This window comes from Maribacter sp. 2-571, from assembly GCF_050589625.1.
Taxonomy (GTDB): Bacteria; Bacteroidota; Bacteroidia; order Flavobacteriales; family Flavobacteriaceae; genus Pelagihabitans.
In genome coordinates, this window is sequence record NZ_JBNGOP010000028.1 from 34224 (window position 1) to 49790 (window position 15567).

The 15567-nt window shown below is 47.1% G+C and carries 15 protein-coding genes; 4 read left to right on the top strand and 11 right to left on the bottom strand.

Features of this window, described 5'->3' with window-relative positions; genetic code table 11:
* Positions 1–20 precede the first annotated feature (20 nt).
* Positions 21–632 (bottom strand): DinB family protein, encoded by a 612-nt coding sequence (locus ACRD7P_RS17110; protein WP_430908890.1) that lies wholly within the window; start codon positions 630–632, stop codon positions 21–23.
* Between the two features lie 107 nt (positions 633–739).
* On the opposite strand from ACRD7P_RS17110, the gene ACRD7P_RS17115 reads away from it, so the two are divergent.
* The 4 genes from ACRD7P_RS17115 to ACRD7P_RS17130 are packed head-to-tail and all read left to right on the top strand — an operon-like array spanning position 740 to position 7928.
* Positions 740–3949 (top strand): DUF1553 domain-containing protein, encoded by a 3210-nt coding sequence (locus tag ACRD7P_RS17115; protein ID WP_430908891.1) that lies wholly within the window; start codon positions 740–742, stop codon positions 3947–3949.
* A 38-nt stretch (positions 3950–3987) separates the two neighbouring features.
* A complete protein-coding gene (locus tag ACRD7P_RS17120) occupies positions 3988–5448 on the top strand; it encodes a DUF1501 domain-containing protein (protein WP_430908892.1) in 1461 nt (486 codons plus the stop codon).
* A 26-nt stretch (positions 5449–5474) separates the two neighbouring features.
* Positions 5475–6536, top strand: a complete 1062-nt coding sequence (locus tag ACRD7P_RS17125; RefSeq protein WP_430908893.1) for a twin-arginine translocation signal domain-containing protein — start codon at positions 5475–5477, stop codon at positions 6534–6536.
* Positions 6537–6554: 18 nt separating this feature from the next.
* Complete coding sequence (locus ACRD7P_RS17130) at positions 6555–7928, top strand: DUF2231 domain-containing protein (protein WP_430908894.1); 1374 nt, start codon at positions 6555–6557, stop codon at positions 7926–7928.
* A gap of 53 nt (positions 7929–7981) precedes the next feature.
* Here the strand turns inward: ACRD7P_RS17130 and ACRD7P_RS17135 are convergent, their stop codons facing one another.
* The 10 genes from ACRD7P_RS17135 to ACRD7P_RS17180 all read right to left on the bottom strand — a co-directional run bounded on the left by ACRD7P_RS17135 (position 7982) and on the right by ACRD7P_RS17180 (position 15463).
* Positions 7982–9598 (bottom strand): ATP-dependent DNA ligase, encoded by a 1617-nt coding sequence (locus ACRD7P_RS17135; protein ID WP_430908895.1) that lies wholly within the window; start codon positions 9596–9598, stop codon positions 7982–7984.
* Positions 9595–10620: a ligase-associated DNA damage response exonuclease gene (locus ACRD7P_RS17140; RefSeq protein ID WP_430908897.1), complete on the bottom strand. Its 1026-nt coding sequence runs from the start codon at positions 10618–10620 to the stop codon at positions 9595–9597. The genes ACRD7P_RS17135 and ACRD7P_RS17140 overlap by 4 nt, the downstream gene beginning before the upstream one ends.
* A gap of 59 nt (positions 10621–10679) precedes the next feature.
* A complete protein-coding gene (locus ACRD7P_RS17145; protein ID WP_430908898.1) occupies positions 10680–11105 on the bottom strand; it encodes a hypothetical protein in 426 nt (141 codons plus the stop codon).
* A gap of 1 nt (position 11106) precedes the next feature.
* The gene (locus tag ACRD7P_RS17150; protein ID WP_430908899.1) at positions 11107–12597 is read right to left on the bottom strand and encodes a cryptochrome/photolyase family protein; all 1491 of its coding nucleotides are present in this window, start codon (positions 12595–12597) and stop codon (positions 11107–11109) included.
* Positions 12594–12722, bottom strand: coding sequence for a DUF2256 domain-containing protein (locus ACRD7P_RS17155; protein WP_430908900.1), 129 nt, complete (start codon positions 12720–12722; stop codon positions 12594–12596). Before ACRD7P_RS17155 ends, ACRD7P_RS17150 begins: the two co-directional genes overlap by 4 nt.
* 40 nt (positions 12723–12762) lie before the next feature.
* Positions 12763–13401: a flavin reductase family protein gene (locus ACRD7P_RS17160; RefSeq protein ID WP_430908901.1), complete on the bottom strand. Its 639-nt coding sequence runs from the start codon at positions 13399–13401 to the stop codon at positions 12763–12765.
* 179 nt (positions 13402–13580) lie between these two features.
* Positions 13581–14693: an FAD-binding domain-containing protein gene (locus ACRD7P_RS17165; RefSeq protein WP_430908902.1), complete on the bottom strand. Its 1113-nt coding sequence runs from the start codon at positions 14691–14693 to the stop codon at positions 13581–13583.
* Positions 14693–15016: a TIGR03643 family protein gene (locus tag ACRD7P_RS17170; RefSeq protein WP_430908903.1), complete on the bottom strand. Its 324-nt coding sequence runs from the start codon at positions 15014–15016 to the stop codon at positions 14693–14695. The genes ACRD7P_RS17165 and ACRD7P_RS17170 overlap by 1 nt, the downstream gene beginning before the upstream one ends.
* A 22-nt stretch (positions 15017–15038) precedes the next feature.
* On the bottom strand, positions 15039–15260 hold the full coding sequence (locus ACRD7P_RS17175) for a hypothetical protein (protein ID WP_430908904.1): 222 nt from the start codon (positions 15258–15260) through the stop codon (positions 15039–15041).
* Positions 15261–15295: 35 nt separating this feature from the next.
* Positions 15296–15463: a Lacal_2735 family protein gene (locus tag ACRD7P_RS17180; RefSeq protein WP_430908905.1), complete on the bottom strand. Its 168-nt coding sequence runs from the start codon at positions 15461–15463 to the stop codon at positions 15296–15298.
* Positions 15464–15567: the final 104 nt, after the last annotated feature.

Sequence of the window (15567 nt, forward strand, 5' to 3'; positions counted from 1 at the left end):
AATAGAATGGACGTAACAGTTTACCAAGTATATTCCGGAGGGGCAATACCATTAATGCGCAGATAAAGGTTTGCCTTGGCGCGATGATTGGTGAGGTGATCTTGTACATAAAATAAGGCAAAGGCCCTGCTCACGGTATTTCCGCTATGGAACATGGTGCATTTTTGGTCCAATGTTTCTTGATCAATGGTACGCACCACGGTTTCAGTATATGCAAAGCTCGTTTTCAATAGGGCTATAATGGCCTGCTTGTCCAAATCGTCCGCATTTGGTGTATGGGGCCTTACCTCAAAACCTTGGACGTAGCGTTTGGTCAAAAGCGAGGAGGCACTGGCGATATGGATCATCTGTTCCGCAAAACTCTTGCTTTCCGGTGCAGGTCTATACGTATAAAGCGAATCGGGCATTGCCATGGCAACATCCAAACAGTGCGCGGTAGCTTCTTTCCATATGGGAAGATACATTTTTGTAAAAGTCGTTCGTGGAAGGGTATCGTTTTGTGCATTTGTTACCGCACCGCCCAAAAAGAATAATAGCACAACGACCCAAATCCTTCCTATTCCCGACGTATCCCGACATGGTGCGTAAACCGGCATCCGTTTGCCATCCTGTTTTGATTCAAAAGTATCCACTTGACCTATTTTTTCAAATGTAGCACATAAATAGCCAAACCTGGGTTCTGCAACCAGTCCAAGGCTAAAATTAATGTATCTTTAAGAGGTTAATACATCATCTTCCTATGGCATTGAAACAGCTACTTTTTGTAGGATTGCTAACACTATTTACCTCCTGTGTCTTTCAAGCGCCAGAAGCGATAATGGTGGCCTATGAAGAACTACCGGAGCAAGTCGATTTTAATTTCCATGTAAAGCCCATACTTTCCGACCGCTGTTACAATTGTCATGGGCCGGACGCCAATACCCGAAAGGCCGACCTGCGGCTGGACATCGAAGAAGAAGCATTCAAGAAACTTTCGAGTGGCAACTACGCCTTTGTGTCGGGAAAACCGGGAAAAAGCGAAAGTGTACATCGTATATTGACCGAAGATCCCGATTTGCTTATGCCGCCTCCGGAATCGAACCTTTTCTTAACACCATTGGAGAAAGCCACCATAATCAAATGGATCGAACAAGGTGCCGCCTGGAAACCCCATTGGGCATTTGCCAAACCCGACAAACCAGTTCTTCCCCAAAAAGCCAACGAAAAATGGCCCGTAGGTAACGAAATCGACCGCTATGTACAACAGACCTTGAAAACGGCCGGTCTGGAACCTAATGTAAAGGCAGAAAAGGAGCGTTTACTGCGGCGTGTTTCCATAGACCTTACGGGGTTGCCCCCTACCATGGAACAACTCGATTCGTTCGTAGCGGACGATGGTCCCGATGCCTATGAAAAAATAGTAGATGCCCTATTGGCGTCCGATGCCTGTGCCGAACGACTTACCTTGGATTGGATGGACCTGTCCCGTTACGCGGACTCCCATGGGTTGCATGCCGATGGTTGGCGTTTGATGTGGCCCTGGCGGGATTGGGTGATACAGGCTTTTCAAAATAACATGCCATACGACCAATTTGTTACTTGGCAACTGGCGGGAGATCTGCTCCCAAACGCGACTAAGGACCAAAAGTTGGCGACCGCATTCAATCGAAACCATCCCATGACCGCCGAAGGGGGAGCCATTGAGGAGGAGTTCCGGTTAAACTATGTTTGGGACCGCACTGAAACCGTAGGCACCGCACTCCTGGGGCTTACCGTTGCCTGTGCCCGTTGCCATGATCATAAATTCGACCCCATATCCCAAAAGGATTACTATAAAATGACCGCTTTCTTTAACAATGTCAAAGAACTGGGGATGACGGGTGACGACGGCAACTATGGCCCACTGCTTCCCCTGCCCGACGCGGAAACCGAACAAAAGCTGGACACCCTGCAGCGCAACATCGCGCAAAAGACCGCCACCCTTGCCCTTACCAAAAAAGAACTCAAAGGTCTGGAAACCTATATCAAAAAACTTCCCCTTGACTTTAAGGACAACGAATTGCTGGGCCATTTTCCTTTGGAGCGTTCCACACCAAGAAGCAAGGGAGGTTTCTCCATAGACGATAAGGCCACCGCTACAACGCAACAGCCTCCAAAAGTAAAAAAAGGAAAAAAGGGCAACGCTTTCATGTTCACTGGGGAATATGACGAACTCTATTTGAGCGGTATCCCGAATTTTGAGTGGACCGATTCGTTTTCTACAGGACTTTGGATGAACACAACCAAACGACAAGCGGCAAAAACACAGACCCTTTTGGGTACTTCGGGTGAAAAAAACAATTTTTGGCGCGGTTGGGATTTCTATTTGGATAGCTTGAACCACTTGAACGCCCGACTGATCCATTCGCTTCCGCACAACTATATCCATCTTCGCTCCAAAGATTCGATACGGACAAATGCCTGGCGCCATGTCGCCTTTACCTACAACGGAAATGGATCTGCAACCGGACTCGAACTCTATATCGATGGTAAACCTGCCGAGACCGATATCGTTTTCGACCGCCTATACAAATCGATAAAGACCATTGCCAGCGGCACCCATGAGGTAGTGGACACACCGGTACGGGTAGCAAAAAGTTATCGGTCCTTTACCGGGGAAAATGGTATTTTCCTAGGGATGTTGGATGACATTCATCTCTACTCCCGGGCACTGACCCCTTTGGAAATATTGTATTTGGCCAAACAGGACGATTATCCGGAAATTCCTGATGACCAATTGGCGGCGGACTATTGGGTAGATCGGGCGCCGCCGGTAAAACTGTTAGAAAAAGAACTCAAAGCCCTTCGCCAACAATGGCTCGAACAAATGGGTCCCATTATGGAAGTCATGGTCATGGAAGAAATGCCCGAGAATCGTCCGGCCTTCGCCTTTGACCGAGGGGATTACACGCAACCTATTTATGAGGTAAAGGCCGGCACACCGGAAATCCTGCCCGAGTTCAAAGAAAATTACCCCAAAAACAGATTGGGTCTTGCACAATGGATCTTCTCCAAAGAAAACCCCTTGACCGCCCGGGTTACCGTAAACCGCTATTGGCAAATGCTTTTTGGAAAAGGTTTGGTGACCACCCCGCAAGACTTTGGGGTACAGGGTACGCTACCTTCACATCCCGAATTAATGGACTGGCTGTCGGTATATTTCGTTGAAAATGACTGGAACGTAAAGGGCTTGCTCAAAAAAATGGTAATGTCGCACACCTATCGGCAATCATCGGAAGTTTCTAAGATTCAAAAACAAAAAGATCCTACCAATCGCTATCTAGCCCGTAGTAGCAGTTACCGACTGCCCGCCGAAATGATACGCGACAATGCGTTGGCCGCCAGTGGGCTTTTGGTACAACAGGTCGGTGGAAAAAGCGTAAAGCCCTATCAGCCCGCGAACTTGTGGATCGAAAAAAACAGTTTCTCGCACAAACTGCTCAACTATAAAGAATCAAAGGGGGATAGCCTTTATCGGAGAGGACTTTACACCTTTATCCGACGGACCTCGCCACACCCGGCGATGACGGCCTTCGATACCCCATCACGGGAAGTTTGTACCGTAAAGCGCGAAAATACCAACACGCCGTTACAGGCCCTAGTGTTGCTAAACGACACCCAATTTGTAGAGGCATCCAGGGTTTTGGCGGAACGCATGCAGCGCGAAGGGGGTGAACAATTGGACCATCAGATTGCCTACGGTTTTCGCTTGGCGATCAGTCGCGATCCAAAAAACGAGGAGACCGAAATTTTAAGGGAACTCTACCAAAAACAATCGGAACGGTTCCAGGCCAATCCAAAAGAGGCCCTTGCCCTATTGGATGTTGGGGAAAGACCATTGGACCCCACATGGGACAAGTCCGGGACCGCGGCATTGACCATAGTGGCCAATACCATACTCAACCATGACGAGACGTATATGAAACGATAGTAAAGACGGCAACACGCTTTACCTCCTGAATTGAAACTATGTGTACACACGACCATAAAAAAAATTATACCAGAAGGGATTTCCTCACAAAAACCTCCTTGGGCATGGGTGCCCTTTCCATGGCTTCGATGCTCGACCCGATGGGACTTTTTGGCAATGGCAAGAATACAGCGGCACCTTTGCTGAACGGTGGCGCCCTGGGGCAAACGCATTTCCCGGCCAAAGTAAAACGGGTTATTTATCTCTTTCAAAGTGGTGCACCTTCCCAACTGGATCTTTTCGATTACAAGCCGTTGTTGAACAGAATGAACGGTCAAGACTTGCCCGAGAGCGTACAGCAAGGGCAGCGGCTGACCGGAATGTCGGCAGGACAGGCGAGTTTGCCCATTGCCGGCAGCGTTTTTGATTTTAAACAACATGGGGACAGCGGTGCATGGATGAGCGATCTGATGCCGCATACCTCCAAAATCGTAGATGAACTCTGTTTTATAAAATCGATGTATACCGAGGCGATCAATCATGATCCGGCGGTAACCTTTTTCCAAACGGGCTCCCAATTACCAGGACGCCCCTCCATAGGTTCCTGGGTGAGCTATGGGTTGGGTACCGATAATAAAAATTTACCAGAGTTCGTAGTTTTGGTCACCAAGGACAAGTTTGGACAACCCTTGTATTCCCGATCTTGGGGTAACGGTTTTTTGCCTTCACAACACCAGGGCGTACAATTTCGATCCGGCAAAGACCCGGTACTCTACCTGACCAATCCTCCCGGAATCGATGGCACTTCCAGAAGGGAGCAGCTGGACCATTTGCAACGGTTGGAAAAATTAAACCATGATGATCTGGGCGATCCAGAAATCTTGGCCCGAATGGCACAATACGAGATGGCGTTCCGTATGCAGACCTCCGTTCCTGAAATTATGGATACCAAAGACGAGTCCGATCACATTTACGAGATGTACGGACCGGACAGTAAAAAACCCGGAACCTTTGCCGCCAATTGTATTTTGGCCCGCAGACTTGCCGAACGCGACGTAAAGTTCATTCAACTGTACCACCAGGGATGGGACCAGCACGGCAACCTTCCCAAGGCCATAAAAGTGCAGTGCAAGGAGACCGATCAGGCGACCGCAGCATTGATCACCGATCTAAAACAACGTGGTATGTTGGAGGATACGCTTGTGATCTGGGGCGGGGAGTTTGGGCGAACCAACTACTCTCAAGGACAATTGACCCCTGAAAGCTTTGGTCGCGACCACCACCCCAAGTGCTTTACCATTTTTATGGCCGGGGCCGGCATTAAAAAAGGGTTCACTTTTGGCGCAACGGACGATTTTGGGTACAACGTGGTTCAAAACCCCGTACACGTGCACGATTTTCAAGCGACCCTCATGCACTTATTAGGAGTGGACCATGAACGCCTTACCTTTAAATTTCAAGGAAGACGTTACCGTTTGACCGATGTGCACGGCGAGGTCGTAAAAGAGATTTTGGCCTGATCTATTTGTAAATAATCCGAAAAAACATGAAAAACAGCAATAACAACAGAAGAAACTTTATTAAAAAAACAACCATGGCTTCGGCGGCCGGGCTTATTGCACCCGCTGTTTCCTTTGGCATAACACATTCAAAAAAACCAATGAAAGAACTCGTAGGACACGGAAACTTCCAATATCAAGTAGATCAAGAATGGGGCATACAGGACCCTTCAAAAATACCGGTGAACGATTGCCATGAAATGGTACTGGACCACCAAGGGCGTATTCTAATGACCACCACCGGGGAAAACAACAACAACCTGATCGTTTATGATCGATCGGGTAAGGTATTGGATTCCTGGGGAACCGATTTTCCCGGAGCACACGGCCTTTCCATAGGCGGTGAGGGAAAAGATCAATTTTTACTCATTACGGACCCTGACACCCACAAAGTATGGAAAACCACTTTGGACGGAAAGATCATCATGACCTTGGAACGTCCCAAAGAAGTTTCCGGATACACCAGTAATGATCAATTTAAACCGACAGAAACGGCCATTTTGCCCAATGGTGATTTTTATGTTGCCGATGGGTACGGTGAAAATTTCATTATTCATTACAACGCAAAGGGAGAATACCAAGGGCATTTTGGTGGCACTGGAGAGGCCGACGCCCTTTTTAATTGCAGCCATGGTATTACAGTGGACCATCGCGATGCCGAAAACCCTACACTGCTCATTACGTCGCGCGGAAATCAACGTTTTAAGCGGTTTACGTTGGACGGAAAACATTTGGAGACCATTTTGCTTCCGGGATGTTCCGTATGTCGCCCGGTCATTCATGGGGAAAACCTCTATTTCGCGGTAATCGTGACCAAAACCTGGGACAGCTGGGACGGCATGTTGGCCGTTTTGGACAAAGACAACAAGGTAGTATCCTTTCCCGGGGGCAGTGCGCCCGAATATGTGAACGGCACCCTTACGGCGCCGATCTTTGATGGTAAAACGTTTCGAAATCCGCATGATGTATTGGTCGATGACGAGGGAAGTCTTTACGTACCACAATGGGCTTCCGGAAAAACCTACCCGATCAAACTGACCCGAGTATAACCACAAACCGTTACCAACATGATCCCATTGGAGTTTTCTACCTTTATCGGTCGTTTTCATCCCCTGCTCGTACATTTGCCCATAGGCTTTTTGGTATTGGCAATTTTATTGGAGTGGTGGCAAGGTTTTAAAAAAACCGCCACCAACGGTAATCTGATTGCCAATGCATGGCTCTTGGGGGGAATAAGCGCCGCGGCGGCGGCATTATGCGGATGGTACCTGGGCGAAACGGGGTTACATGAGGAAAAAGACCTTTTTCTGCATCGTTGGTTGGGTATTGCAATAGTCGTCATAGCCTTTGTAGGTTGGTATTTGAAAAAAAACAGAACCAAGTATCCGAAGATGCTACAAAACGGGTTCAATGTGATCCTTTTGGTATCGCTATTCGTTGAAGGGCACAAAGGGGGAAACATGACCCATGGGGACACCTACCTGACGGAATATGCACCGAAACCGATACAGGGGCTGCTGGGCACCGATTACCGGAATGATTCCCTTCCCACTTTTGGCAATACCGATTCGCTGATCGTTTACCGCGACCTGATCGTCCCAATTTTCGAGGAAAAATGTTTCGCCTGTCACAACAACGAAGTGCAACGGGGAGGGCTTAATATGGCGGAATCGGAGGCTTTTCTTGCAGGAGGGGACAATGGCGCTATCCTTTTGACCGCCAACAGTGCGGAAAGCGAGCTTTTCCGTAGGATAACATTACCGCAGAAAAACATCAAGTTCATGCCACCGACCGGCAACGCGCTCACCTATGACGAAATCAAGACCGTGGAGTGGTGGATCGAGCAGGGGGCTTCTTTTGAAGATTCCATTTCGAGCATGACCATCGGAGAAAACATTCGACCGGTACTTTTACGCCGCTATGGTATCGACACCACGCCCAAACCCTGGTACGAAACGGTTCGCTTACCAGTGTTGGATAGTGAGAAAATAAGGGAACTGGAAAAGGAAGGATTTCAGGTAAAATCTTTAGGGGCCGATAATCCGTTGCTCGATATCAAATATGTTGGAAATGCGCTTACCGAATCCAAACTACAAGCTTTGGCCAGCGTTAAAGACCACATCACCTGGCTCTCTTTGGCCCGTAACGATATTGCGGACGAATGGCTTTCGACCGTAGCCACCTTTACCAACCTAACGCGGCTTCAATTGGAAAAGACCCCTGTTTCCGACAAAGGGGTGGAACGGCTGAAAGGATTACGGCATCTGGAGTCCTTGAACCTCTACGGCACCCAAGTAACGGACGGCTGTTTGCCCATTATTCAAACACTACCGGGACTGCAACGGGTATACCTGTGGGACACCCAGGTTACAAGGCAAGGGGCACAAGGGCTACAGGAGAATGTGGATGGATTAAGTGTAATTATCGGAGATGCACTCTAGCATCCGTTCTTTCAGAAAATAGTATACACAGCCTACTGGCACGTTTTATTTCGCTAAGACATTTCCGAAATAGGCAACAACTGTTTCAGATCTTCGAGGGAATTCGCTTCTTCAATTTTTTTATCCTTCCGCCATCTCAATATTCGCGGAAAACGTGTGGCCACCCCACTTTTATGCCTTTTGGAAAGGGCAATACCTTCAAAGGCGATTTCAAAAACCAGTTGGGGCGTTACGGAACGGACCGGACCAAAACGTTCCAAGGTATTCGCTTTGATAAACTTGTCCACTTCCCGAAACTCGGCATCGGTGAGTCCCGAGTACGCCTTTGCGAAGGTAACGAGTTCCTGCTCGCCCGACTCCGTCGTTTGCCAAAGGGCAAAAGTGTAATCCGTAAAAAGATTGCTACGGCGGCCATGGCCACGCATCGCATAGGTGAGCACGGCATCGATTGTCAGTGGCGCTACCTTCCATTTCCACCAGTCCCCTTTCTTTCTTCCGACCAGATAAGGGGAATCCTTTCGTTTCAACATTAACCCTTCACTGCGAACGGCCCTTGATCGCTCCCGTTCCTTGGCGACCGCCGACCAATTGTCGAACACCATCGTTTCCGAAAGCTGCAAGACGTCCAACTGCGCATGTACCTTTGTGAACAACCCGTCCAATATGGCCCTCCTTTCCGAAAAAGGCCGTTGCCGCAGATCGTTGCCTTCCCATTCCAATAAATCGTAAGCTTTAAGAATGACCGGTGTTTTTTCCAAAAGGCTTTTGGAGACCGTTTTTCTTCCGATACGGGTCTGCAAATCGTTAAAGGTCCCGATTTCGCCCTTTGGAAAGGGAAGTATTTCCCCGTCAAGTACCGTACCATTGGGCACCGTACCTACCAACGCTTGAAACTCGGGATACTTATCCGTCACCAACTCCTCTCCCCTGCTCCACACGAACAATTCATCGGACCGAACGATCACCTGCGAACGAATGCCGTCCCATTTGTGTTCGGCATACCATTCGGAAACAGGCCCTAGTTCTGCCAACTCAGCTTCCAAAGCATAGGCCAAATAGAATGGAAAGGGTTTGGAAATATAGTCCGAAGGGCGTTCTTCCAAAATCAATTCCTGAAAGGTCGTTTTCTTGGGTGTCCAGTCGCCCATCAGCCGATAGGCCAACACATCCTTATCGATTCCGGTAGCCATGGAGAGGGCACGGGTCATTAGTTTTTGACTCAGCCCTATCCGGAACCCGCCGGTCATTAATTTGTTGAATACAAAGCGTTCGTAGTAGTTGAGCCTTCGCCAGTTTTCGTGGAGGTAAGCTTTTTTTTCCGTATCCTCTTTTGCCTTCAGCTGTAGCATCTCCTCTAAAAAATCGGAAAGTGATTTATCGGAGGGCTCTTCTCCCTCCGGCAGAATAAGGGCAATGGTCTCGGCCAGATCGCCAACAATATGATAGGACTCCTCGAACAGCCATAAGGGAATTTGTGCCAGCTCTGTCGCCCATTCCCGAAGCAAGGTGGTATTGACGGGACGCGGTGGTCGTCTATGCGACAGAATGGCTATTGTCCATAGTTTGTCGGAATCATCGGCCGTTTTAAAGTAATCGGCCAACGCCCCTACTTTGGCGTTCGTTTTGTTGGTACTATCCAACGTCTTTATAAGTGCAGCGAACTGTTTCATGTGCTCGCCGTGTTTTCCTTGGTCGTTTCCATTTCCGCCAATTCCCCTTCGAACTGGGTTTTTTCGGTACGGGCATCGTACCCCAATTCCCTTAAGTAACGCGAAAAAATATCGGTATAGCCATGCGTACTGATTACTTTTTCCGCTCCGGTGGCCTTCACACTGGCCAGTAGTCCCTGCCAATCGCAATGGTCCGAAAGCACAAAGCCCTTATCGATGGCGCGACGGCGGCGTGCTCCCCTAAAGGTCATCCAACCACTTGCGGAGGCGGTAACATAAGGCACCATTTTGCGGATCCAACTACTACCATGGGCAGAAGGCGGAGCCAATACCAAGGCGCCCTTAAAAAGTTCTTTTGGGGTGTCCTTGGTGATCAGTTGGGTTTTGGGGAAGGTGGCAAGGGAGCGGATGACCTGTGTCGTATTTTCGATTGCCCCATGGGTGAGAATGGGCCCAATTTCGGGGTCTAGATATTTTAAGAGCCGTTGTGCCTTGCCCAAAGAATATCCGAACAAAATGGAACAGCTGCCCTCCGACCGATTTTCGGACCACCAGGTATTGATGTTGTGCATTACCTCCTGTTGGGGCGTCCATTTAAAGGCGGGCAGCCCGAAGGTGCATTCGGTAATGAACGTATGGCATGCAACAGGCTCGTAGGGTACGGCCAGCCCGTCATCTTCTGTTTTGTAATCGCCCGTAAAGACCCATACTTCGCCCTGGTGTTCGACGCGCACTTGTGAGGATCCTATAATGTGTCCTGCCGGATGCAACGAAAATTTTACCCCGTTTATCATAAAGGACTCCCCCCATTCCTTTCCGCTAACGGTTATATCGCCCAAACGGTGTTTGATGATGGGGACGTTCGTATGATGGGTAATGTACCGTTGATGGCCCCATCGGGAATGATCGGCATGGCCATGGGTAATGATCGCCTTTTGCACCGGTTTCCAAGGATCCAAATACACGTCGGCCTCGGCACAGTAGATGCCTTTTTCATTAAATACCAATAAGGGTGGCCTCATAATTAGGATTTTGCATGTTAACAACACTTCGATCGACTTCCGGAACGTATTTCGCGTGCTTAAAGGTAAACGGTGAAATCGACCAAAAAGATAGCGCTCCACAAAAAGGTACGCCACCAGTTCAACTGTACCAAACGTTGCAATACCGCAGTATCACCTTTTCCTTTAGAAATAGCATGGTGCATGGGAACAAAACGGGCAAAGGTCAACCACCATACGGCAATGACCAGGACCAGACTGGCGAACGCCGGATAACTGGGCGTGCCGATCGACCGAAAGAGCAGGATCGCCAGTTGCCCGAACATGAGCGGGACTACCAGTCTCGAAATACTTTTGGTATATTTTTCGTGCCACTGCAGCAAAGCTTGGGACGAATAATGTAAAAACGAAGGATAAACGATGAGCTGTACCATAAAAATCAATACCACCAACCCAAAATCGAAGAGCAGCCCTATTTGCTGGATATGTGTTGCCAGTTCCGCCACCTTACGCTTTCAGGGTTTTCAAATAGGTTTCGGCGCGTTGCAAATGCCCTTGTTTTTTCTCGTCCGACATTTTATCATACGTCCGTACCAACATGCCCAAACGCGGATTTTTCAGAAAGAAATCGCGGTGGGTATGCATAAAGCGCCAAAATAGCCCGTCCCAAATTTCCTGCCATTCCCCTTTTGGATAGTTGCTCATTTTCATCAAATAGTTGCTTCCGCTGATATAGGGTTTGGTGGACATAAGGCCCCCATCGGCATATTGGCTCATTCCGTATACATTGGGTACCATTACCCAATCGTAGGCATCTATAAAAAGTTCCATGAACCATTGGTACACTGCATCGGGATCGAACTCGCAGAGCACCATAAAATTGCCCAGTACCATTAGACGCTCGATATGATGGCAATAGCCCGTTTTCAGTACTTTTTTTATGGTATCGTCAATGGGAAAAATACCGGTGGTTCCATCGTAAAACGATCTTGGTATTTTCTTGGTGAATCCCCAAAAGTGCCTTAACCGCTCTTCCCTACCTTTTACCAGGTACACGCCCCGTATAAACTCTCGCCATCCGATGATCTGGCGCACAAAACCCTCCGTAGCGTTAATAGGCACTCCGTTCTTTTCGGCGTAGGCAACACTCTTGGAAATGACTTCGGAAGGGGTGAGCAGACCAACGTTCAACATTGGCGTTAGAACACTATGGTTCAATATGGTTTCGGAGGCCACTATGGCATCCTCGTAGGTTCCGAACTCCATAAACCGTGTTTCCAAAAAATTATTGAACCACGTTTGGGCGCCTTCATAGTCGTTCGGGTACAGTTGCTGTTCGGTCAACGTTCCATAATGTTCCCCAAAATGTTCCCCAACATATTGTTTTGCTTCTTCATAATAGCCGTTGGTATCGGGATACTGAATGTGTGGCGGCACTTTTTTTGCGGGATACTTTTTTCGGTTTTCGGTATCAAAGGTCCATTTGCCGCCCTCCGGTTTTCCCTCACTGTCGATCAAAAGGTTTCTTTTCAACCGTTCGTTCTTGTAAAAACTGGTCTGGAAAAACTTCTTTTTATCCTTTTTAAAAAACCCGGACAGCTCCTCTCGGGTATTCAGCCACATCGGGGCATTATGGCGCTCCGCTTTTATCCCGGTTTGACCACAACCTTCAGTGAGCCGCTTTTCCAGCCAATAGTCCATAGGGTCGGCATAATGTATTTCGGTAAACCCTTGGTCCTTTAAATGTGGAACCAGTTTGCGAATATCAGAAATGGCATCTACGGCCTCAACATATACCGGGTTTTGCTTTTTTTGCCGCAGCACCGCTTCAAAACATTTCATGGTTGCTCTATGATATGCTATTTTTTGCTTGTGAAAGGGATACTGTTTGAAATAGAGGTATTCCTCAACAAGGTATATGGGGTAACCATTACCAATAAGCGGATGTTCTTTGAATAACTGGTGCGGAAATATAATATTTACGGGAGCATCTGTCATTTGTTTCTTCTACATTTTTCGCTACAATACCGAACCGTTTCCCAGTTCTTTTCCCATTTCTTTCTCCAAGCGAACGGCCTGTTGCATACGGGACACATTTTTTGGGGCAGGTGTTGTTTTTTCATTTGTTTCAATCATTCTTGGTCTTTTCGATTCACCAAAAAATCATCGGTCTTTAAAATTGGGCACTTCCGAACGTCTAGCATACGGGAAGCGTTTTAGTTTTTTTACTTCATAATAGGTGTTCAACCCGGAAATACCGACCGCATCCATACGTTCCAAATCGACATCCTCGGCTTCGCCATAAGCGTTCTCGGGTAGCATCAAATGTTGGATTTCGCCAACAATCATCAGGGTGTCGTTCATAGGAATCGGAATGGCCTTTATAAAACGCATGCCCATTTTCAAACGGCTTTCCTTTACAAAAGGGGCTTCAAAACCCGCTACGTACTCCTCGGTAAGGCCACACTCCGAAAATTCGGAAACATCTGCCTCAAACTTGGCGGAGGTGTAGTGGGCGCGTTCGATCATGCCGCTGTGGATATGATTGATGGTATACTGACCGTTCTCTATAAAGTTCTCGTAGGTATGACGAGGCACCTCATCCACGGGCCTTAAAATAAAGCCCTGTAATGGTGGATTACTTCCTAAATGAAACACGGAATTAAAGACACCCAAGTTGGAAACTCCTTCCTTGGATATGGTTCCGATCAAATTGGCGGCTTTAATGCCCGAAACGGCATTGATCAACTTCAACCGGGCCACTTTATCCAATTCCGCTATTTCCTCTTTTGTATAGTGCATTTGCTATTTGTTTACTTCGGTAACGTCATTTTGTTGTGTTCGGAACAACGCTTCATCCTAGCATCTACCGGCGATCTTTTGGGCACCATATCAAAGCTATGGGCGCTGGAAAAGACAAAAAGTAGGCGCAAAACCTCATTTTCCGCAACCGGGAAAAGTTGACGTCGTGTTGAGCCACCTCATCGCTTCAATTGTTTTTTACATTTTTTCCAAAAACCAAAAAAAGAGGAAAAATACCCCTGTACATCGAACATCCAATCCCGTGGCTCCTCGATGCCCTGGTAATGGCGATTGGTCGGGTGTTCCTTATAATAAACCGTACCGACCGCGTGTTCGGCCAATAGTTCCGAAAACTCCCCAACATATACTTGAACATTTTTAAGATTAGCGGCCAACGCCATTACAAAGTCGATACATTTTTGGGATACCGGAAATTTTTTAAAATGGGAAGGCTCCAAAAGTAGGATCCGATTTGCCTCGATATGCTCCTTCCACAAAGGGTCTAGATTATAGTAATTATAAAGAAGTACCGGTAGGCCTTCATCCAACCGTATGCGCGTCCTTTCGGGTAAGGGCGTATGCAGTTCCGGCATTTCGGTTTCCTTTAAAACCTGAGGGGTTTCCATATCGGGCAATACTTCATACGACACCCCTAAAAAAGTTTCGCTTTGTTGGGTATGGCAAAATCTATTAATATTCTCTTGATTGGCGTAATACTTTTTACCACTGTTGGATCCGGCCACCCACTGCCAACTTAACGCATTACTGGCCCAGTCCCCGTCCAATAAGTGGTAATACATCCATTTTGCTGGGATATTCCAATGGCTACCCCCAATGTTGCAGGCTATAGCGGCTACGTACATGCGAAGGTGATTATGGAGATAACCGGTATCATACCATTGTAGTATGGCAGCATCAATAGCTTCGATACCCGTACGGGCCTCCAAAAGTGCCTTGGGCAGTTGTTGGTGCAAAACACCCGGCTGAGGGTGTTTCAAATCGGTATCAATGGCATTGCCCTTTACCGCCCAAACCTGTTGCCAATAATCCCGCCACGCCAGTTCTTGAATCATTTTCTCTATGGGAGAAGGGTGAAAACCGCGTTCTAGCAACTGTTCAAAAACGAACTTGGTACTGATTACCCCTCTAGAAATATAGGGGGAAAGATAGGTAACGGCACCATCGATATAATTCCGCGTACGGCCATATGCAATGGGGTCCACCGCAGCTACCCGTTCCAAAATATCCTGATACGCTGTGGGAAATGTGTGTGCTATACCTGCAGACGGCATTAGCGCTTGCTTATTTTATTACCTGAAATCGCTTTTTGGCGCGAGCATTTGAAGCGGTCAATATCGGGATTTCTCTTTTTTAGGTGCTTTTGGCTTACACCTGAATTTACTCTTTTACGCCACCGTTTAAAACTACTGTTCTTTAAATGGGTACGCATCAAACGTATGACATCCTTTTCCATCAGTTCAAACTGATAGTAAATGGCTTCGAAAGGAGTTCTATCCTCCCAGGCCATTTCTATGATCCTATCGATTTGACGCGCCGTAAGTTCAGAAGGGTTTACAGGGTCGAGCACTTTGGTATTATCACTTTTTTTATCCATACGATATTGCCCGACCCATGCTTTACACGTTTAAATTTCCTTTTAAACGCTTGTCTATTTTTTGTTTGATTACGGTGAGTCGTTTCATGATATCCATAATCTCGCTGTCCTTATTTTCCTTGTAGATCTCATTAAGCTCCAATATCAACGCTTTTGCCTCACGTGAAGCTGAAACCCGATCGCTAGTACTCATTCCAGATTTTTTTCTAGATTCAAATTCTTGAACCCTTTCCATTAAATCCATGCTATTCCTTTAAAATTTATGTGTCAAGTATATGACTATTTCTCAAGCTTTACAATTTGTTTCATGATTTCCTCGGCCTCATATACTTTTTCGTCGCTCAACTTTCTATTTGACGTAGAAAGTTGATGTGCCTGTTGCATCAGCTTTTTGTATTTGTCGTTCAATACTTCTAACTCTGACTTTTTTTTGAACAAACCGAACATCCGATATACTTTGATTATAAATTTCTTTTGGACTAACTACGTAAAGGTATTAAAATGTTTAATTATTATTTAAATATGTTAAACAAAATAACAATTCTTTAACG